23 protein-coding genes are annotated in these 19,970 nt (G+C 70.9%); 17 read left to right on the forward strand and 6 right to left on the reverse strand.

All coding sequences use genetic code 11. The annotated features are described in order from the left end of the window. Positions 1-11: 11 nt before the first annotated feature. The 6 genes from FVS66_RS20545 to FVS66_RS20570 all read right to left on the reverse strand — a co-directional run bounded on the left by FVS66_RS20545 (position 12) and on the right by FVS66_RS20570 (position 5,813). Entirely contained in the window at positions 12-476 is a 465-nt protein-coding gene (locus FVS66_RS20545; protein WP_149182645.1) for a DUF6238 family protein, read from the reverse strand. 77 nt (positions 477-553) lie between these two features. Further along, positions 554-2,026, reverse strand: a complete 1,473-nt coding sequence (locus FVS66_RS20550; protein ID WP_149182646.1) for an SCO6880 family protein — start codon at positions 2,024-2,026, stop codon at positions 554-556. Positions 2,027-2,107: 81 nt separating this feature from the next. After that, the gene (locus tag FVS66_RS20555) at positions 2,108-3,502 is read right to left on the reverse strand and encodes an ATP-binding protein (protein ID WP_149182647.1); all 1,395 of its coding nucleotides are present in this window, start codon (positions 3,500-3,502) and stop codon (positions 2,108-2,110) included. 36 nt (positions 3,503-3,538) lie between these two features. Continuing rightward, positions 3,539-4,231 carry a hypothetical protein gene (locus FVS66_RS20560; RefSeq protein WP_149182648.1) on the reverse strand — a complete coding sequence of 231 codons (693 nt, stop codon included), beginning with the start codon at positions 4,229-4,231 and terminating at the stop codon, positions 3,539-3,541. Next, a complete protein-coding gene (locus tag FVS66_RS20565) occupies positions 4,231-4,545 on the reverse strand; it encodes a DUF6112 family protein (RefSeq protein WP_064068923.1) in 315 nt (104 codons plus the stop codon). The genes FVS66_RS20560 and FVS66_RS20565 overlap by 1 nt, the downstream gene beginning before the upstream one ends. A gap of 140 nt (positions 4,546-4,685) precedes the next feature. Next, complete coding sequence (locus tag FVS66_RS20570) at positions 4,686-5,813, reverse strand: C40 family peptidase (protein WP_149182649.1); 1,128 nt, start codon at positions 5,811-5,813, stop codon at positions 4,686-4,688. Positions 5,814-6,320: 507 nt separating this feature from the next. Here FVS66_RS20570 and FVS66_RS20575 point away from each other — a divergent pair. The 17 genes from FVS66_RS20575 to FVS66_RS20660 all read left to right on the forward strand — a co-directional run bounded on the left by FVS66_RS20575 (position 6,321) and on the right by FVS66_RS20660 (position 19,637). Beyond that, positions 6,321-7,076, forward strand: coding sequence for a site-specific DNA-methyltransferase (locus FVS66_RS20575; protein WP_149182650.1), 756 nt, complete (start codon positions 6,321-6,323; stop codon positions 7,074-7,076). A 248-nt stretch (positions 7,077-7,324) separates the two neighbouring features. Beyond that, a complete protein-coding gene (locus FVS66_RS20580; RefSeq protein ID WP_187645634.1) occupies positions 7,325-7,882 on the forward strand; it encodes a DUF4913 domain-containing protein in 558 nt (185 codons plus the stop codon). Then, complete coding sequence (locus tag FVS66_RS20585) at positions 7,879-8,361, forward strand: hypothetical protein (RefSeq protein ID WP_149182652.1); 483 nt, start codon at positions 7,879-7,881, stop codon at positions 8,359-8,361. Before FVS66_RS20580 ends, FVS66_RS20585 begins: the two co-directional genes overlap by 4 nt. A gap of 734 nt (positions 8,362-9,095) precedes the next feature. Next, positions 9,096-9,845, forward strand: a complete 750-nt coding sequence (locus tag FVS66_RS20595; RefSeq protein ID WP_149182721.1) for a hypothetical protein — start codon at positions 9,096-9,098, stop codon at positions 9,843-9,845. A gap of 179 nt (positions 9,846-10,024) precedes the next feature. Further along, positions 10,025-10,345, forward strand: coding sequence for an SH3 domain-containing protein (locus FVS66_RS20600; protein WP_149182722.1), 321 nt, complete (start codon positions 10,025-10,027; stop codon positions 10,343-10,345). A gap of 104 nt (positions 10,346-10,449) precedes the next feature. Then, positions 10,450-10,932, forward strand: a complete 483-nt coding sequence (locus FVS66_RS20605; RefSeq protein WP_149182653.1) for a hypothetical protein — start codon at positions 10,450-10,452, stop codon at positions 10,930-10,932. Then, on the forward strand, positions 10,929-11,378 hold the full coding sequence (locus FVS66_RS20610) for a hypothetical protein (RefSeq protein ID WP_149182654.1): 450 nt from the start codon (positions 10,929-10,931) through the stop codon (positions 11,376-11,378). The genes FVS66_RS20605 and FVS66_RS20610 overlap by 4 nt, the downstream gene beginning before the upstream one ends. A 10-nt stretch (positions 11,379-11,388) precedes the next feature. Next, positions 11,389-11,799 (forward strand): hypothetical protein, encoded by a 411-nt coding sequence (locus tag FVS66_RS20615; RefSeq protein ID WP_149182655.1) that lies wholly within the window; start codon positions 11,389-11,391, stop codon positions 11,797-11,799. A 40-nt stretch (positions 11,800-11,839) separates the two neighbouring features. Beyond that, entirely contained in the window at positions 11,840-12,685 is an 846-nt protein-coding gene (locus FVS66_RS20620) for a winged helix-turn-helix transcriptional regulator (RefSeq protein ID WP_149182656.1), read from the forward strand. Then, positions 12,682-13,200 carry a regulator gene (locus tag FVS66_RS20625; protein WP_149182657.1) on the forward strand — a complete coding sequence of 173 codons (519 nt, stop codon included), beginning with the start codon at positions 12,682-12,684 and terminating at the stop codon, positions 13,198-13,200. The genes FVS66_RS20620 and FVS66_RS20625 overlap by 4 nt, the downstream gene beginning before the upstream one ends. Further along, positions 13,197-14,432 carry an MFS transporter gene (locus tag FVS66_RS20630; protein WP_149182658.1) on the forward strand — a complete coding sequence of 412 codons (1,236 nt, stop codon included), beginning with the start codon at positions 13,197-13,199 and terminating at the stop codon, positions 14,430-14,432. The genes FVS66_RS20625 and FVS66_RS20630 overlap by 4 nt, the downstream gene beginning before the upstream one ends. 36 nt (positions 14,433-14,468) lie before the next feature. Next, positions 14,469-14,771: a hypothetical protein gene (locus tag FVS66_RS20635; protein WP_149182659.1), complete on the forward strand. Its 303-nt coding sequence runs from the start codon at positions 14,469-14,471 to the stop codon at positions 14,769-14,771. Between the two features lie 48 nt (positions 14,772-14,819). After that, positions 14,820-16,049, forward strand: coding sequence for an ATP-grasp domain-containing protein (locus FVS66_RS20640; protein ID WP_262387110.1), 1,230 nt, complete (start codon positions 14,820-14,822; stop codon positions 16,047-16,049). Continuing rightward, positions 16,046-16,918: a DUF317 domain-containing protein gene (locus FVS66_RS20645; protein WP_149182660.1), complete on the forward strand. Its 873-nt coding sequence runs from the start codon at positions 16,046-16,048 to the stop codon at positions 16,916-16,918. Before FVS66_RS20640 ends, FVS66_RS20645 begins: the two co-directional genes overlap by 4 nt. Positions 16,919-16,940: 22 nt before the next feature. Next, positions 16,941-17,429, forward strand: a complete 489-nt coding sequence (locus FVS66_RS20650) for a hypothetical protein (RefSeq protein WP_149182661.1) — start codon at positions 16,941-16,943, stop codon at positions 17,427-17,429. A gap of 96 nt (positions 17,430-17,525) precedes the next feature. Continuing rightward, positions 17,526-18,572, forward strand: coding sequence for a SpaA isopeptide-forming pilin-related protein (locus FVS66_RS20655; RefSeq protein WP_149182662.1), 1,047 nt, complete (start codon positions 17,526-17,528; stop codon positions 18,570-18,572). A 168-nt stretch (positions 18,573-18,740) separates the two neighbouring features. Then, on the forward strand, positions 18,741-19,637 hold the full coding sequence (locus FVS66_RS20660) for a DUF7019 family protein (RefSeq protein ID WP_149182663.1): 897 nt from the start codon (positions 18,741-18,743) through the stop codon (positions 19,635-19,637). Positions 19,638-19,970 lie beyond the last annotated feature (333 nt).

Here is a 19,970-nt window from a genome sequence, read left to right on the forward strand (position 1 = left end):
GCGGGTGGTGCTCATCGCGCGCAGGCCGTGGTGTGCGTCCGGAGGTCGGTGGGGGTGGTTTTGCGTCGGATGATGTGTCCGGCGGTGAGGTGGCGCTGGCAGATGGTCAGCACGGGCGGCCCCTCGGGCAGCCGTTCCGGGTGGCACGCGCTCGCCTCGGCGCCTTCTGCCGCTGCGTTGCTGGGCAGCAGGTGGAAGGCCGAGTGGATCTCGGCGGTGGCCTGCCACATGCGGGTGTGGGCGGTGGCGAGGTGGCGGCCGGCGGCGGGGTGCGGTGGCCGGGTGGACTCGGCGAGCCGGTCGAGGAGCTGGTGCAGGGCGGTGAGGTGGGCGTGCAGCACGTCAAGGTGCAGGCGGTCCGCCGGGGTGGGCAAGTTCGCGTCCGGCCGTGCCAGAGCACGGGTGTGGTGGCGGACCCCGGCGCTCGCGGCACGGAGATAGGGGTGCGCGTCCTGTGGACGCGTGGGAGGGGTCAAAGGTGGTGGTCCTTCCTGCCGAGGCAGGGGCGGCGGGCAGGGGGCGCCGCTCGGGCCGGCGGAGGTACGCGTCCTGGTTACAGGGCGGTGCGGGCGAGCGGCAGAGCGGTGAGGGTGAAGGCGTCGGGCTGCTGGTAGTTGAGCCGTCGCAGGTCGACGCCGGAGGTGACGGCGCTGGTCTCGATCTGCGCGCAGGCGGCGTCGAGGAGGGCGTCGGTTTCGGCCGTGACGGTGACCAGGCCGGTCAGGGCCACGTCCGCGTGCCCGGCGATGAGCTGGCGCTCTCGCATTTTGACGTCGGCGTACTCGACGGAGTCTTGCTCGCTGTCGACCTGTCCACGGCGGGCTCGCTCGTTCGCGTCGGCGATGATCGCGGCCTTCTTCCGCTGGACATCCCGCAGTGCGGACTCGAGCCCCTGGGGCGCGTATATAAGGGACAGGCTGCGCCGCACTCCGGCTGTGAACATGATCCCGTGCAGGAAGCCCGCTCCCATTTGGGTGCGCGGCCAGTTCTCCACCCAGTACGTGGCGTGGCGGGCGGAGTCGGTGGCGAGGCGGTCGTACTCCTCGACCTGGACGATGGGCCCGGCGGCTGCGGGGTCCGCCTCGGCGCGGCCGGTCTCGGACCACTGCTGGAGCGCGGCGAGGGCCTTCGGGTCGTAGGCGGTGCGGATGACGGCGGCGATCTCCCGCGCGGTCAGCCAGCCTGTGACCATGAGTCCGGCGTTCCGGGCGGCCTGGGCGATGGACGCGGTGGTCTGTTCCATGACGGTGAATGCGCCCGGCAGCCCGCCGCCGGCCTGGCTGATCAGGCGTTTGGCGGCTTTCAGGTCGAGGGAAATGGCGAGGTAGGTCTCGTGCGGGGCGGCGGCGGGGCCGGCCGAGGCGACCAGTTCGGAGTAGATCTGTCCGGCGACCGGGGTCTGGGGCTGGCCGTTCTGGGTCCAGTGGCGGGTGAGGGTGTCACCGCTGTCGGGGACGGTGCGCTCCAGGACCTGCACGGTGGCGATGTGCCCGCTCCGCGCGATGCCAGCGAGCGCGCGTCCCCAGCTGTTGACGTTGTGGTTCTGGGTGGCGGGGTCGAGGAGGGCGAAGGCGCGGGAGGTGACGCGGGCGATGGCGGTCAGGGTCTGGCGGTGCGGGTCGTGCACGGCCGCGGCGCCGTTGGCGGAGTCGCCGGGCGTGACGACCTTGAGGGAGGCGGCGGTGCCGGGCAGGTGAAGGACGCCTTCCTGCCGGGGCCGGGTGACGGGCCGGGCGAGCCAGAGCGTCTGGCCGGTGCGTCGGCGCTGTGCGTAGCGGGCGACGATCGGCGCCCAGTCGATCAGGGAGCGGCCGTGCCGGCGGATCGCGACGAGCGCACCCGATGCAGCCCATAGCGGGGTCAGGGCGACGGCGCCGAGCAGCCCGGTGGAGACCACCGTCATCAGCAGCAGGGCCAACGTGCACGACACCAGGACGAGTTGGGGGAGGGAGAGGCCGAGGAGGATGCCGCGACGGGACCGGTGCGGGAATTTCACCGTGACCGGGGCGACGGAAAGGTCAGTCATGGGGCGGGTCCTGGAGGCGCGGGCGGGAACCCGGGGGCGGGGCGCGGAGGTGCGTCCCGCCCCCGGGAAGCGGGCAGAGGATCAGAGGCCGGCCGGGGGCGGGGGCGGCCCAGCCGTTCCGCTGGTCGTGGCGTTCTGTGAGTCGGAGGTGGGCGGTGCGCCCTGGGGCGGTGGGGTCGTGGTGGGGGGAGCGGACTGCCATCCGCCGCCCTGCTCGGACGCGGCGCCTTGTCCGGACGCGGCGCTCGGTCCGGACGCCCCTGGGCCTGGGCTGCCGCCCACCTGGCTACTGGTGTCGTCGGAGACGCTCGTCGGCGGGGGCTGGACGGCCTTCTCCAGGCCGGACTTGATGGCATCGCCACCGGGCGAGACGCCCGTGCCGCCGCCTTGCGCGTCTTCCTTGCCACCGCCTGCGCCGGTCGAGTGGGAGGCGATGTCACCGGGGAAGCCACCTCCGCCTGCGGCGTCGGGGCCTTGCGGCGCGGCGCCTGCTCCGGCTGCCGCGCCGCCGGTTCCGGCGGTAGCGGCTGCCGCGGCGGCCTTGCGGGCGGCCTTTTCGGCGTGTGCCTTGGCGATCTGGGCTCCCGCGCCGCCGGCGCGGTGGATGGACTCGCCGTCGGTTCCGTCGGCCGCCCAGTGCACGAATTTGAAGACCGCGTACGGGCACAGCAGCACCAGGACCATGATCACGATGCCGGACATGACGTCGGCGAGGGCGCCGATGCCGTCCTTGGCCTCGGTCTTGCCCATGGCGGCGATGCCGAGCACGAAGATCACGGTCATCAGGAGCTTGGAGACCACGAGGGTGGCGGTGGCTTCGATCCAGCCCTTGCGCCAGCGGCGTGCGACTTCCCAGCCGCCGCCGGCGCTGGCGAAGATCGCCAGGGTGACCATGACGAGGATGCCGACCTTGCGGACCATCATCACGCACCAGTAGAGGAAGGCGCCGATGGCGGCGCCGAGGCCGGCGACCACCGGGACGAGCCAGCCCAGTCCGGCCAGGGCGCCGATCTGGCTGACCTTGACGATGCGGCGCACGGCCGTCTCGATGTCGAGCTTCGCGGCCTTGAACAGGCCGTCGGAGATCGCGTCGACCACCTCGACGGCGACCGTGGTGAAGGCGATGGCGCAGAAGGCGAAGAGAACGCCGCTCATGGTGCCGGTGAATGCTTGTGTGAGGGCTTGACCGTCGCGTCTGACGGCGGCCCGGACGAGCTGCGCGCAGAACGTCGCGACCAGCAGGACCAGGCCCAGCGGCAGCAGCATCTCGTAGTTGTCGCGGAACCAGCCGGCGTTCAGGTCGACCTTCGTGGTGGTGTTGACGGCCTTGGCCGCCAGGTCGGCAGCGGCGGCTGCCAGTTCGCCTGCCGACTTCGCCATCCAGTCGCCGATGGCCTTGCCGGGATCTGAGGCGAAGTCGACCGCGTCGCCGACAGCGCACAGCTTGTCTGCCAGGGGGAAATCGCAGAAACCCACGGGGAGTTGCTCCTCCTTTCTTGTGTCAGGCGCGGGTCACTGCGTGACGCTCGGAGCGATGGCGGCCAGGGCGCAGTCGTGGTTGGGCCGGCACTGCACGGCCAGGGTCACGGCGCGTTCTTCGGCTCCGCCGCCGCCCTTCTTCCAGGCGATCTGCTGCTTGCCGTTGACGGTGACGACGTAGATGTATGCCTTGGTGATCGCGGAGGGGTCCTCGGCGAGGGCCTGCTTGAACGCGCCGGGGTAGTGGCCTTCGGTGACGCTGGCGGTGGCGTGCTGGTCCTGGTCGGCCATCCGCGACCAGAGGACCGGATCAGGGACTTGGCCGGAGACGGACGCCCAGTCGGCGTACTTGGTCTCCTTGGTCATCCAGGCGTGCATGCCGGCGAGCTGCTGGTCGCGGCTGGTGTTGCGGGTGTCGTAGGACCACAGCATCTGGGCCACCGCCTTGGCGTAGGCGACCGGCTCGGCGATCTGCGGGGGCTTGGGCACCGACCCCGATCCGGCGGTGGGCTTCGGGGCGGCCTCGGAGGAGGACGGGCTGCTTGCCGGCGCGGGGGTGGCGTGGTCCGGACCCTGGCGGTCGTTGCCGTTCCCGCTCAGCCAGGCGACGGTGGCGGCGGTTGCGAGCAGGACGGTGACGACCAGAGCGACGATCGCGATCCGCTTGTTGGCCGACCAGCCGATGCCGTACGAGGACAGGGAATTGGAAGGGAATCGTTTCTGCATCAGTGGACCTGCGAGCCGAGAGCCGAGAAGAACGCGACGATTCCGTTCGCGGCGCCCAGGCCGAGAGCGGCGCCCGCGGCGACGACGGCGCCCTTCTTGCCGTTGGCCTCGGCCTGGTGGCCACCGGTGTGGTGGCCCCAGGCCCACACCCCGAGGGAGACGGCGAGAGCGCCGACGACGGCGATGATCCCGAACATGTTGATCGAGTTGACGACGTTCTTCAGCACGGCGAGGCCGGGCAGGCCGCCTCCCGCGGGGGTGATGCCGGGGTCGAAGGCGAGCTGGATGACGCGGTCTGCGAGAGGGAGGGGCATAGGTGTGGCGAGGCTCCTTGCGAACGCAGGCCAGGCGAGGGGCCGGCGGGAAAGGGGGGAAGCGGAGGGGGGCGCGCTTGGGGCGCGGGAAGTGGCCGCAGCGGTGGCCTGCCCGGAGCGGTGTCCGGGCGGGAGCGGCGTCAGAGGACGCGGCGGGCGGCGAGGATGTCCCAGTCCTTGATCGGGGTGATCCGGACCGGTTTCGATGTGCGCGGTGCCTCGATCACGAGGCCCTCGCCCATGTACATGCCGACATGCTCGGGGCGGCTCGCGGTGCCGCGGCTGAAGATCAGGTCACCGGGCTGGAGGTGGCTGGGGGAGACAGCCTTGCCTTCGTTGACCTGCGTGTACGTGGTGCGGGTGAGTGTGATGCCGGCGTGGGCGTACGCCTGCTGCATCAGCGAGCTGCAGTCGCAGCGGCCCATCGGATCGGGGCCGTGCGCGTCGGTGCAGCTGCCGCCCCACTGGTACTGCGTACCGAGCTGGTGCATCGCCCAGTTGAGGGCTTTACGGGCCTTGGGGTCGGCATCCTTGGGGATCTTGTATCCCTTCGGGACGCTCCCCTCGGGGATGCGGCCGAAGCCGGATCCGTCCTTGGACGGAGCACAGCCGGTGGTGCCGGTGACGGACTCGTTGTCCGGCTCCTTGTCGTCCTTGTCCTTGCCGGTGCTCGGGAAGGTCTTGGCGATGGCTTCCTGCAGCGCTGTGGACAGCTCTTCCCACTGCGCGTACGCGTCCGGGTAGCCGGACGCCTGGACCGCTTGTGCGGCCTGGGTGACGGTCATCTGCTGCCAGCCGTCCACCTTGAGTAGAGCCTTGTAGAAGCGCTCGCTCGCGTAGACGGGATCGCGGATCTGCTGGGCGGTGCCCCATCCCTGAGAAGGGCGTTGCTGGAACAAGCCGAGGCTGTCCCGGTCTCCGTAGTTGAGGTTGCGCAGCCGCGACTCCTGCATCGCTGTGGCGAGCGCGATGATCTGGCCCTTCTTGGGCACGTCGAGGCTGATGCCGGTGGCCACGATGGTCCGCGCGTGGGGGACTTGCTCGGCGGGCAGATCCAGGCCCTCGATGTGGACGTCCTTGCCGGACGCCCCGTCGAGGATGTCGGTGACGTGCTTGGCGACCTCGTCGGAGTCGATATCGGTCAGGCAGCCGCTGAAAGATCCGGAGGTCTGCACGGCTTCGGCGGAGGAGGCCATCATCATGGCCGTTCCGGCGAGCAGGAGTGGGGAGAGGAAGACGACGCCGATGCCGGCGGCGACCGCCTTCAACCGGCGCGGACCGCTCGTACGTCAGCGGTTTCGGGCATGGGTGGAGAGCAGGGCGTCATGAACGTGTCCTTCGGGGTGCGGTGTCCGGCGTGCCGCGTGCGCGGGGCGGGTGGAAGGGCGCGGCAGCCGGGGTGGGCGATCGGGGTGGCCAGCGCGGATGAGTTGCCGCTCGTTCCGCGTGGCCGTGCCGTGAGCTAGGTGTGCCGGGGCAGGGGGTACCTCCGTGAGGCGTGGTGGGGAGTAGCCAGCGGCGGTGTGCGCCGGGCGTTCAAAAACAGTAGGCCCGGATCGGCGGCTGACCAAAAAGTCGGCACGAGGTGCCGGAATCCGGCACCTCAGCACCGGACTTCTTGGTCGTCGGCGCATTCACCCCTACAGTTTTTGGACCCCCCTCGCCCTCCTCGGTATGCGGCCCTGGGCTTCTCCATGCCCAATTCCGGCCCGCGAGGAGTCGTATGCGAGACGGGAATCTCCCTCCACGCTTCCACACCCGAATTGGGGCCCTCTTTGCCTTTTTCCCTGCACCAGGGCGACGCTCTCAGCGTCCTCGCCGGCCTGCCGGACGACTGCGTTGACTCCGTCATCACCGACCCGCCGTACAACTCGGGCGGTCGAACTGCGAAGGAGCGCACCACCCGCTCGGCGAAGCAGAAGTACACCTCCGCCGACGCCAAGAACGATCTCGCCGACTTCACCGGCGAGAACATGGACCAGCGCAGCTACGGCTTCTGGCTGACGCAGATCATGACCGAAGCTCACCGCCTCACCCGCACAGGTGGCACGGCGCTGCTGTTCACCGACTGGCGGCAGCTCCCCACCACGACGGACGCGATTCAGGCAGCCGGCTGGCTCTGGCGCGGCGTGCTGGCGTGGCACAAGCCGCAGGCCAGGCCCCAGAAGGGCCGGTTCACACAGAACTGCGAGTTCATCGTGTGGGCCTCCAAGGGTGCGATCGACGGCTCCCGCAACCCGGTCTACCTGCCCGGCCTCTACAGTGCCTCGCAGCCCTCGGGGGCAAAGCGCCAGCACATCACGCAGAAGCCGGTCTCCGTGATGCGCGAGCTCGTCAAGATCAGCCCTGAAGGCGGCACGGTGCTCGACTTCTGCGCCGGCTCCGGCTCCACGGGCGTCGCCGCCCTGCTGGAGGGCCGCGACTTCATCGGCGTGGAGAAGACCGAGCACTACGCGTCCATCGCAGCCGACCGGCTCACCGAGACGGTCCGCGAAACCCTCACCCAGGACGACGTGGTCCTGTCCGTCTGAGGCCAGCCGCCACGCACTCCAGGCGAATTCCGACGCCATTTCCAATCCTGGGTGGCATCCCGCCGCGGCGCGAGCAGTCCGTCGACCGGTCCGCTCACCGATGCTTCCGATTTCCCTGTTCCCGCCCCTCGTAGGAGGCCCCGCGTTCCATGTCTGAATCCGTAGAACCCTCGGACCGTGGGGAGTTGGAGCCGGTGCGTATTCCGGACCCCCATCTGGAGGGAATCGAGGCCAGTGTCCGCAGGCTGATGGAGCAGTCGGCGCAGCAGGCCCAGCAGCTCGACCATCTCGCCTCCGCACCATCGCCGGGTGGATCACCGTTCGCGGCGTTCGGCATGCCGGGGCTCGGTGGACCGCCTCCGGCTGCGCCGCCGGAGCCTCGCCCGATTCTGGAACTGGGCGGGGAGGAGCGCGAGGACGAGCTGGACGCCTTGTCCGACTGGGTCGACGACTTCTTCCTCCCGGTCTACGGGGCGGAGGTCACCACCGCGGCACCCTGGTGTCTGCAGTGGCAGGAGCACGACGACGTCGTTGCATGGCTTCACGCCCTGTGGCTCGCATACCAGCAGCACAAGGATCCCGAAGCCGGCCTGTCCGGGTTGTTCGTGTGGCATCGGGACTTCCTCACCCATGCCGTCGCGGCGATCCGTGCACCGGGCGGTCCGCTGTCTGCCTGCATGACCTCCCCTGAGCGTCCCGCGCACCGGATCCTTCCCGGCCCGCCGCCGTCAGCGCGTACGGAGAGGGCGGCGGCGGGCGCGGCGGAGGCGGCCGGGCCCCCTGAGCCGGACGAGCCGACGTCGTGAACGGGGGGCAGCAACCGGCTTTCGGTCTGAGCTTCGACCCTCGAGCCCTGACCGATCTCCTCCAGGCGCCCAGCGACATCCGCGATCTCACCCTCGCCTATCTGCAGGAAGTGGTGAACGCGCAGCGTTTCGGGCTCCGGCTCACGGGCGACTTGGAGGGCTACCGCAAGCTGTTTGTGGACTCCCGGAAGGACTGGCGCGTCGTCTACGGCGTCCGCCCGGCGCCGGCGGAGTCCACGCACCAGCGGGAGATCCACGTGGTCGCGGTCCGGCCGCGCGCGGGCAACGACGTCTACGACGAGGTCGGCCGCCGTCTGGGGATGAACCGCCGGCCGCTGAGCGCCCGCACCCACGCGGCACGCTCGCGCTCCCCGCAGCTGGCGACCCGCAGCCCCGCACCGCGCCCCGCTCCGCTTCCCTCCGCGCTGCCGGGCCTTCCCCGTCCCGCGCAGAACCCCGCGCACCATCGCGCCCGCTGAACGACGGAGCCCCGCCTATGCCTCCTGACCCCGCGCCGGCAGCAGTCCGGCGTGCGGCGTCCCCTCTCGACCATCGCATCGAAGCCGTTACCGGCCAGGACGTCGACACCCTGTGGGCATACCGCGACCGCGGCGTCCTCGACGAGGCGCATGCCTGCCTTGTCGACCGGCACCGCGAGCTGGCCCGCGCCAAGACCGGCGTGACCTTCTACCGCGTACTCCTCCACCGCCTGTCCAGCGGCGAGTTTCCCGTCGACAGCGCTCTACTCGCGCGCATCGACCGCACCGTGGACCAGATGGAGGAAGCCGCCACCGTACGCGACGCCGCCGTACGGAAGGTGATCAACGCCTTGGACCCCATCGAGCGCGCCGCCACAACGGCCTCGGCGCCCAGCGACAAGCCGCTGTCGACTGCGGACCAGGCGGCGCTGCTCGCCATCGCCGGCGGCGCCAAGCTCCACGAGCACCTCCTGACCGGCCGGCTGTCTGTGACCACTGCCTCCGGCACCCGCATCCCCTACGCCGAGCTACAGCCGCTGGAGGATGCCGGCCTGGTCTCCCGGGATACCCGCCACCCGATACACGCCGGCCAACCCGTCGCACTGACCGATGCCGGCCGCGCCGCCTTGTTCGTCGCGCGCCGGCCACCCACCACCCAAGCCCCGAAGCCCTTGGCCCGCCCCGGGGCCTGGCCGTCCACCCAGCACGGCGGCGCTGAACTCCCCGAAAGGCCCTTGTTGTCCCCCAGCGAACCGGCACCCGCCCGGAAGGCCATCCCCGAAGTCGATTTCGACGTGGACGAACTCGACGCCGACGAGCAGATGCACCTCGACTTCTACCGTCAGGTTGAAGTGCGGTCCGAAATGCTTGTCCCCCTCGCCGAACACCACACCGCCAACGGCGTGCACAGCTACTACGTCCTGTTCGACCGCACCGCCACCTACGGGCACCCCGGCATGCCGCAGTACGTCGCCGTGCACCTGCAACGGGATCAGGAAAAGCGGACGTTCGACTTCGAGAAGGAGCTGTTGCCGCTGCCCGCGATGGCGCAGTCCTGGCTGATCCACCGCGGCTGCCCAGCCGATGCCATCGGCCTCAACCCCGAACTGGGCCCGCCGCCGGCGGACGAGGCGACGCGGGCCTTGGAGCAACGCCTCGCAGGCGACGGCGACCACTACGCGATGGGCTACTCCTACACCCGCGACGACCCGGACGACATGGTCACCGTCGTGGCACTGCGCGCTCTCGACGAGCGAGCCCCCTCCCCGTTCCGCGTCGTGGTCGAGGAAGTCGACACCGACGCGTGGACCCACACCCTGCGAGAGGGCGGCTTCGCCACGGTCGAAGAGGCCCTTCAGTGGTGCGACGACCGGCTCACAGGCGAGGCCGGCCCCCTCCCGCCGGTCCGGCCGGCAGCGTCATTCACCCGCCCGGCTGCCATGCCGAAGGCCCCCGCTCCACGCCCGCCCGGCCGTTCACGCTGAATGCCGAGGCCGACCGGCGCGGCGAAACATAGCCGACGATCGCCGGTTAGCCAAACCGGCGATTCTCCGGACTCTTATACAGCCGCCGGGACAAACCCGCGGCACCTTCCCACGAAATCCCTATGCCTCATGGAGGTTTCTTCCGCATGCGCTCCACCCGAATTGCCATATCCGCCGCGATGCTCGGCGCACTCGCTCTGCCGATGCTGTCCGCCACCACCGCGAGTGCGGCCCCCGTCGCCACCGCGGCAACTGCCGTCCCGACGAGCAGCTGCTCATCTCTCCCGCCGCTCCCGTATGAGGTGCACACGAAGGCCGTGACCATCCGGTCCAAGGCCACCACGAAGTCCACCGCGGTCGGAGTGCTGTACCGCAGTCACAAGTTCACCGTGCACAAGAAGAGCGGTAACTGGCTCTACATCACGGACAGGACGACCGGCGTAAAGGGCTGGGTCTCCGGCACGTACGTCTACCGCGACGTTCGCATGTGCCTCAGCTGACAGCCCCGCAGCAGCAACTCGCCTACTCATAGCCGAGTTGCCCGACCGATCGTCAATTCCCTGCCGCTGAAGTTCCAGGTGTCGCCTTCCGGAAGGAGTTCCCCTTGTCCGACGACATACCCGATGGCACTGAGGATGTCGTGGGTGTGCTCACCGAGCGGATCGAAACCCGCTTCGGAATGGGCATGGATCAGTTGAGGGCCGCAGTCGCCCTCAAGCCGACCGCGAATCCTGACGCCACCGAGGTCGTCAAGTGGCACGGCCTTCTCGTCGACTCCCAGGCTGTGCTCGACCGAGCGGAGGATGACCTCCTCGCCGCGCTGGAAACGCAGCCCGGTGAGGTCGACGACCCGACGATGGACCTCGCCCAGCGCGTCAACGCGGCCGTCACGGCACGCGACGGCCGGGCCCTGGTCGTGCGGTGGCTCCTCGATCCGGACGCTCCGGGCAAGAAGGACCTCGCTGCCGAACGCCTTGCCCGTCTCAACCGCGGAGTCCGCAAGGGCCCGGCGGTGCCAACCAGCGCTCCGCGCCGCCCCGCGGTTGCGCCGGCGTCGGTGTCGCGAGCGGGAAGGGGCGTCCTGTGAGCGTCCGGCTCAAGTCCAGCACCGTGGACGGCCGGCTGCAGGAGGTCTTCGGCGCCCCGGTCGTCGAGCTGTACACGACGGCTACCGGGCCCGATGCCCCTCCCGCGCTGACCCGCGCCCTGGAACTGCGCTCCTTCCTCGCCCTGGCCGAGGAGCAGGTCGCCCGGGTCCGCGACCGCGTGCACGAGGCAATGGCACCCGACCGGGACATGGGCGAGCTGTCAGCCGCTGACCTCCGCTTCGACGCGCAGTGGCTGGAGGCGGCGCTCGATGCCCGCGACGGCTACCGCGCCGCGCTCGGCGAGCTGCTGCGCACCATGCCTCCGCCCGATCATCAGCCCCGCCCCGTCCGTACGGCGCAGCCCGTGGTCGCCGCCGTCCTGCCCCCGTCCCTCGCCGCTCCGGCACCCGCGCGTGCCGGGGCGGCGAGGGCCCGCCGACCGTGAAAGCCCCCGCTTGCCCTACTCGACGTCCACCGAGATAGCCGGACGGATCGAGGACCTGTACGGCGCACCGCTCGCCGAGCTCGAAGCCCACGCCCAGGACCAGCCGCCCGGCATGCTCTCCGCCCTGCTCGGCATGCACGACGACCTCACCCTCGCCGAGCGCAGCATCGACTTCCACCGCGACCGCCTCGCCCAGCTCATCCATCCCGAGCGGCAGATCGGTGGACACGAGGTCTCCCACCTTCTCGACGGCGCCCGCCGGCTCGCCGAAGCGGTCGCAGTCCGCGACGTCCAGGCCAAGTCGGTCTCCGCCGTTCTCCAGAGCCTTGCCCGCGTCCCCGCGCCTGCATCGCCCCCGGCCACCGCGCCAGCTGTATCCGCCCCGCCCGTCCCGGCCGCGAGCCCTGCACGAAGCCGCTGACCCGCGGGCATCCCCCTTCACTCACCCAGGAGTTCCTCCCTTGGCCATCACCGGTCTGCCCCCTGAAACCGACGCTGACATCGCGCGGGTCACCGAGGCGCTCGCCATGATCACTCCGCGATGGAACGTGCGGATCCTGCTGGCACTCTCCGGTCCGCCGCTCCGGTACAGCGAGCTGGCGGCCAAGGTGTCCTGGCTGCAGAACGGCCAGCTCCACCCCAAGCTCAAGTCGCTGTGCGACGCCGGCCTCGTCCAGCGCACCGAACACACCTCGCGGCACGTCACCTACGGGCACACCGACCGCGGCGCAGCCCTTCTGCCGGTGCTGCCGACGATCGTCACCTGGGCCGAGGAGCACCTGGAGAAGGCGGACCGCCCGCTGCCCGCGATCGAGCAGATCGAGGACAGCCTCACCCTGCTCACCCGGCGGCACGCCGCCGCCATCCTGTGGGTGCTGAAGTCCCGTGCAGAGGTCAGCGGCCGGGCCCTGGCCAGGATCATCATGCCCAGCAGCGACTGGACCAACATCTACCCGCCGCTGCGGCAGCTCGTGGCCGACGGTCTGGTCGACACCGAGGGCATAGGCCAGCCCTACCGCCTGTCCGTGGCGGGCGACGGCCTGGGGCCCGTCCTCGGCGCGCTGTCCGCGTGGTCCTCCGGACAGCCGCTCACCCATGCCGCCCAGCACCCGGTCTGGGGGCGCCCGGGGGCCGCACCCCCGCCGAAGCCGTGGGTCAGCAATGTGTCCCTGCCCGCTCCATCAGCTTCGTCGGCTGCCCGTGTTGCGGGGGCCTTTCACCCGACGTGGCAGACCCGCGACCTGTTCTCGCACACCGCGACCGCCCGCCCGAAGGCGGCGCTGACGGCGGGAGGTCCGCGCCGATGACCGCCTCCTTCACTCCGGCCGAACTGCGCAACGCCTTCGCCCTGCTGTCCTCGCCGGGCCTGATCCGGCTGATCAGCGAGATCGACGACAACGGGCCGATCCCGCCGAGAAGGCTCGCCGGCACCCTTCCCGACCTCTCTTCGCACCACCTTCGCCGGACCACCCACGTTGCCCGCGTGCACGGTCTCGTCCGGGTCGCACCGGGTGCCGGCCTTGCCCTCACCGAGGCTGGCTCGGAGCTGGCCGACTTCTACGACGCCACCGCCCGCTGGGCCCGGCGCCACGCCTACCCCACCCCTGTCTGCGACTTCACCACCCGCCTCCAGCACTCCCTCAGCCTGCTCGCCACCGCGCTCCTCGCCGACCGAGCTGACGGCTCCGCACGCCCAGCAGGCGAGGGCACACCCTGCGCCGAGGCCGAGGCGGGTCTGGCCCACCCGCGCGCTCTGCTGGTCCAGTGGCTGAAGGCCAACCCGCAGGTCACTGTGCTCCTTGAACCAGAGCCGGTCGCGTGAGCGAAGGCGTCACCCCCCGGCACGCCCAGCACACCGGGGGACTGCTGCGCAGCATCTACCTGCCGCGCACCGTGGATGCCCTCGCGTTCGCCATGTCCACCTACGGGATCCCGCTCCTGGTGCTGGTCACCACGCGCTCCGCGGCGTTGACGGGCCTGGCGTTCGCCCTGGAGTGGGTGCCCAGGTTGGCAGCGTTCGGGTGGGCAGGCGGGATTGTTGACCGGCGCGGGGCATCGGTCGTCTTCTTCCTCGCCTCCCTCGGCCGCGCGCTGGTCGTAGCCGTCGGCGCGATCCTTCTGTACCTCCACCCGTCCGGCGCTGTGGCGAGCGTGACGGTGATGGCCCTCGCGGCCACCACGGGCGTGCTCACCGAGTTCAGTTACATCGCGGCCGAGACCGCGGGCGCCGCCGCCGGCCGCCGAGCGGGTGGGCGGGCCCACCGTGTTCAGGCCGTGCTGCTCGGGATCGACCAGACCGCCACCCTGGCCGGCCCGGCACTGGCAGGTCTGCTGCTGCTCGCCGGACCGTGGCAGATGCTCGCGGTGATCACGGTGTTCTCGCTGCTCGCCGCGCTGCTCGCCCTGCGCACACCGCCGTCGCCGATCCCCCCGGCCCGAGCAGCGAAGGGCCACACGAGTGCGAGGCTGCTCACCGGGTGGCGGACCATTCGGTCTCTGCCCGCGCTCGGCTGGCTCGTGACCGGCCTGACCCTGTCCAACCTCGCCATCGGCTTCCTCCAGGCGGCCGGTCCGGTGATCGTCATCCACCACTACGGGCAGTCGGCCACCGCTGTCGGCCTGGTCTGGTCCGCCGCTGCCGGAGCGACGCTCCTCAGCGTCACGCTCTGCCGGTTCGCGATCGACCGCCTGGGCCTGTGGCCGGTCGGCGCCGCCTGCGCCGCCTTCGCCTCGCTCGCCACCCTCGCCGCCGCACAGGCCCCCGACTACCTGTCCTACCTGGTCCTGGTCGCGGTCCTGATGGCCGCAGAGGGCGGCATGACGGTCGTCCTGCGTACGCTGCGCTCCCGCCTGATCCCGCCGGAGAAGTTCGGCAGCACCCTCTCGGCGACCATCCTCATCCTCCTGCTGCCCTTCCCCGTCGCCGGCGTGCTCACCGCGATCACCCCGCCCGACGCGCTCGGCCACGTCATCACCGCGTGCGCCGTCCTGCAGGCCCTCGGACTGATCCCGGCCTTCGCCCGCCTGCGCACCGACCCCGCCCTGCGCACCTGACCCGTTGCGCTTCCCCAGCCTGTGGAGAACTTCCCCATGCCCGCTGCCTGCTCCAGGGCGAACCGTACGAGCGGTCGCACCATCACCGAGCAGTTCCACGCCTTCGACGCACAGAACCCGCACGTCTACCGCGCGCTGGAGCGCATGGCCGCCCGTCGCCTTGCCGCCGGCGCCACGCGCATCAGCCTCAAGGACCTCTTCGAGGACCTGCGCCGACAACTCCCGTACGGCGTGCCCGGGCTGAACAACAACTTCACCGCCCTGTACGCCAGGCGGCTCATTGCCGCGCATCCCCACTGGGCCAGCGCGTTCGAGCTACGCCGCCGCCGTGCCGACTGACAGCCCGCCTTCCCGTACTGCCGTCCAACGATCCGGAGAACTGCTTCCTTGTCCGCTCGCCCCCTCGTGCTCGTCGTCGCTCCCGGCGATGAGACCTATCGCGGCTACTGCCTTGAGCAGGCGGCCGTCGCGTACGACGTCGTCCTGCTGACGGGCACCGAGCCGTCGTGGGAGAAGCCGTACATCGTCGACCACGCCGTCGTCGACCTTCATGACGACGCCGCGCTGCTCGCCGCGGGCCGGGCTCTGGCGGCACGCCACGAACTCGCCGGCGTTGTCACCTGGCAGGAGTGGCACCTCGTGCCCACCGCCCGCCTTGCCCGTGCGCTCGGTCTGCCCGCGAACTTGGTCGAGGTGATGCGGGCCTGCCGCAACAAGGCCACCGCCCGCACGCTGTTCGCCCGCCACGGGGTGCCGTCGGCCGCCTCGATGAAGGCCCGCACCCTGCTGGAGGCTGAACGGGCGACGGCGACCATCGGCTTCCCCGCCGTCATCAAGCCCGCCGCATCCGCCGGCAGCATCGGCGTGATCCGCATCGACCATTCCGAAGAACTGCCCGCCGCATTCGAGTTCGCCTCCGCCGGAGCGAGCCAGAGCCGCGAGGACACCGGTGTCCTGGTCGAGGAGTACCTCGACGGCCCCGAGGTCTCCGTCGAGTGCGTCACCCACCGCGGTGAGACGACCGCCGTCGCCGTGACCCGCAAGAGCCTCGGGCCCGCCCCGTACTTCTACGAGACCGGACACACCGTCGATGCCACCGACCCGCTCCTCGAACAGCTCGCCCCGGTGGCCGCCGCCGCGGTCAAAGCCATGGGGATCACCGACGGCGTGCAACACGTCGAGATGCGCCTGGTCGGCGGCCGGCCTCGGCTGATCGAGGTCAACGCCAGGATCGGCGGCGACATGATCGGTCACCTCGTTCGCCTCGCCACCGGCATCGACCTGCCGAAGGCCGCCGCCGACCTCGCCTGCGGCCGAACCCCGGACCTCACGCGTACCCGCCGCCAGGCCGCAGGCATCCGCATGCTCTACCCGGCCGCCTCCGGCATGCTCACGGAGCGGCAGGTCAACCAGCCGTACGCCGCCCACACTCCGTGGCTGCGGCAGGTGCAATGGATGCGACAGGTCGGCGACCTGCTCCTCCTTCCACCCGAGGGTGACCTGTTCACAGCCCGCGCCGGGTTCTACATCGTCATGGGCCGCGACACCGCCGAGGTCAACGAGCGCCTCGACACCGCCGCCGAAGAGATCACCGTGACCACGCGGGCGGAACGATGAGCCACCAGCCCGACGCGCGCCACGACATCGACGGAGACGTCTACGTCTCCCCGCGCTACCTTGCCTCCACCACCGGGATCGGCGACCCTGCCCTCGCCCCGCTCCTCGACCTCGGCTGGGACCTCCAGCACGACGAGGACGGCAACGTCTATGTGAGCGCCCCCGACCGGCGCGTACGCCTGGGCTACCTGCCCGAAGGCGAGGACGATGGGCTCTGGCGGATCAACGCCTACCGTGACCCGTTCGGCACGCCGATGTGGGGTGTTTGTTTCAACGACCGCTTCCCCACCGAGTTCGTGGCCGCCTTCACCACAGCTCTCGCCACGGCGTACGAACAGGGGCCGACCGCCTACCTCACCAGGCCGGTCGCCGGGAGCGACGAGCACGATCCCTTCCTCGCCGTCGTGCCCCTCCTGAAGCAGCGCTGGGAGATCGACCGTCCGCGCTGGGGCGTCTTCGCGGTCCAGTCCCCGGACGGGCTCGCCGGTCTGGAGTTCACCACCGGCGACCTCGATCCGGAAGCCGAGCTGACCACCCGCGACGCCCGCTGGCAGCTGTGGGCCGGCAAGTCCATCGACCGGCCCGTCTGGTACGCCACCGCCAGCACCGACACCCCCGTCGCCCTGCTCACCGCCGTAACGCAGTGCGTCTCCGACCCGGCCCCGCTGCCCCGTTGGCGTCAGGACACGCTCAGCTACATCAAGGGCATGGCCCAGCTCACTCCCATCCTCCCGCCCGAGCCACCGGCCCCCACCCCACTGGACGTCCAACGGGCTGCCGCATCACGCCGCCCGGCCGCGCTCCCCGCTTCCAGCGTCCCGCGCTGGAGCACCACCAGCCGCCCGGCCTTGCCCGGCCCACGCCGATAGCGACCTCGACCGGAGCCCCTTCTTGTCCCTGCAGGCCCCCGAGTTCTTCGCCGAACTGTGCCTCCCGTTCCACGACAGCACCGTCGTGGGCAACACCTACTACGCAACCCCCACCCCGGGCGCACCGCTGCGGCTGGGGATCACCTTCACCGGAACCATCCACGCGGACACCTACGGCGGCCTGCGCCTGGCGGTCCTCCACGCGGACCGGGGCGAGATCGATGCGGTGGCACTCAGCTTCGAGGACCACGGCACATTCCACCGTCGCGACGAAGCCCACAACACCCGGAGCGGCACCAAGCAGTACGGCACGTTCGACAAGTACCACCGCCCCGGTCAGCCACCGTGGGAGGGCGCCGTCACCACCGGCCTGCGCGATGCGATCGAGCGGTACACCGCCGTCTGGTTCCCCGGCGCGTGGACCGCGTCCGCGCCGAGCCGCGTTGCTGGCAGGACCGCCCATAAGGCTCCCGCCCCGCCAGCCTTTCGCAGTGGTGGCCGCGCCCGCTGAACCTTAAGTCTGCTCACCCGCCCGCCCGCCCGCGCCTCCGGTCGCTGGCCGGACCCGATGAACTCCCCACCACCTGATCAAGGAGACCCTCTTCCCGTGCATGCTCGTTTCGTCCGTGGCGCCGTCCGATCCGCTGCCGTCGCCGCCGCGGTGACCGGCACCCTCACCTGGGCGCCGGCCGCGACCGCCCAGTCGTCCGAGCCGACGCCCTCGGCCTCCGCTGCTCCCGCCGACACACCGGCCCCGGATGCGGGCAGCATCGCGATCACCAAGAAGGACGCGGCCGGGGACGTCCTCCCCGGCGCCGAGTTCCTCCTGCTCGACTCCACCGGCAAGGAGGCCGGACGTGGGCAGACCGACGCGCAGGGCAAGCTGACCTTCCCCGACCTTGCCCCCGGTGTGTACCGGCTGAAGGAGACGTCCTCCGGCAGTCCGCTCCACGAGGTCGTCGCCGACCAGGACGTCATCGTCACCCCCGGCGCGACCACACCGCTGACGATCACCGACCCGTTCAAGGCCGCCAAGGTCCTCCTCCAGGCCAAGGACGACAAGACCGGAAAGCTGCTGCCCGGCTCCACCGTGAACATCGGAACGGGCAGTGAGACCCTGCTCACCCTCACCACCGGGTCGCAGGGCACAGCCACCGGAGAGCTGCCCGTGACCAGCCGGAAGACCGACTTCTGGGTGAAGCAGGTGAAGGCCCCCGCCGACTACGACCTCTACAAGCCGTCGAAGACGTTCACCGCAGGCCCCGGCGCGCCGGTCACCGTGACCGTCGCCAACGCCAAGACCGCCACCACTCCGAAGCCCGACCCGTCGGATAAGCCGACGCACGAGCCCACCGGCACCCCGTCCACACCTGCGGACAAGCCGAGCGGCAGCGGGACCGGCGGGACAAAGCCTTCCCCGACGGGCACCAGCACGCCGGACGCCGTCTCCTCGCCCACCGCAGCGGCCGGGCCGAACGACAACACGACGCCGAAGGCTCCGGCCGGCTCCCTCGCCCACACCGGCGCCGACGCCACCCCGTGGATTGCCGGCGGCGCGGGTCTCCTCGTCGCCGCGGGCGCCGTCGCCCTGGTCGTCACCCGCCGTCGTACGCCGGCCGAGCCCGAGCCGGACGACACCAGCCAGACCAACTAGCCGAAGATCACCCCGCCACCAGCAGGCCCCCGGGACGTCATCCCGGGGGCCTGCTCTCGTCTACCGCCGCGTGCCCACTGGGTCCACCTTCGGTAAGACCGCCACACCGCCCGGCGGAGCCCCTACAGTCGGCCAAAGGTGAAGGCGTGCGAGAGCGGAGGAAGCTTCGTGACACGAGGTGGCGACATCGGACGGTACCTGTACTGGTCCGACCGCCGGGTCCGCGCTGTCGCCGAGGAGATCGGTCTTGCCCTGGAACGCCGCTGGCAGTGGTCGTTCACCCTGAGCGTCCCCATGACCCAACTCCAGATCGGTGAGGCCCACCGCGCCAGGAACCGCTTGCGGATCGCACAGCGACTCCTGCGCAAGCTCGGGCCCCTCGCCGCCTCCACCTTCGACGGCCCTCCCTCCGTCCCCTACGCCCAGGGCACCGGCCATGTGGAGTTCGCCGAGTTCGTCGGGAACTACGCCGCGAACGAGGCCGTGCTCTGCCACATCCGCACCCGTTGCGCGGAGGGACGACCGGTGGACGTCGTCCTCTTCGGCAGCATGGAACACGTCGAAGGCTTCCGCCCCGGCGACGCGCTCGACGCTGGCTGGGTCTCGTCCGCCGCCCCCGCCATCGAGGAACTGCTGCGCAGCCGGGGCACCGAGAACACCTGGCAGTGGGACGACGACCAGTCCCGTGCCGTGGAAGCCCTGAAGATCGCGGTTCAGCAAGGTCAGCGACCAGGCCAAGAACACGAGGGCCAACCGTGGACCCGCGGGTACACCCTGGGACACGACCGCCAGGCCCACTGGTGTGCTGAGATCTACGCCGACGTGGTCCTGGACGACGCCCGGTGGAATCTCGACGGCGAGTTGGGCATGGCCAACGCACACCGAATCGTGATCGGTGCTCCTCTATGGGTGCGGGCGCTGCGCCCGGACACCGTTGTCCGCTATCAGGCGGGAGCGACCGGGTGGTTCCGGCGCCTGCTCGGTCGGCGCCCGGCACCAGCGCCGTCGTGCGCGCCGGCCCATGCCGCTATCCGTGCTCCTGACCGAGTTCGAGCGCCGGAATGAGAACGGCGGAGGCGTCGCAGTCTGTGCAGGCGCGCGCCCCGTCCCGCATCAGCGCGTTCACGGCCTCCAGCCACATGGCGTCATGCACGACCGTCCGCCCCCGGCGCTCAGGGGCGGGACGGACCACCCAGCCGGGGGCCGGCCGCGGCGGCGGACCTGGCAGACGACGCGTCGGCACGCCGGACAGATCCACTCCCTCGATGGGCGTCAGCTGCCGATCGGTCACCCAGACCGTGTACTCGGCGGCTTCGACCCCGTCCGGGCGCGCGACCCAGGAAGGGACTCCAAGGAGATAGCGCCATGGAAAGGGACCAGGAACTTCCCGCCGTTCGT

It is taken from the genome of Streptomyces sp. TRM49041 (assembly GCF_008271805.1).
Lineage (GTDB): Bacteria > Actinomycetota > Actinomycetes > Streptomycetales > Streptomycetaceae > Streptomyces.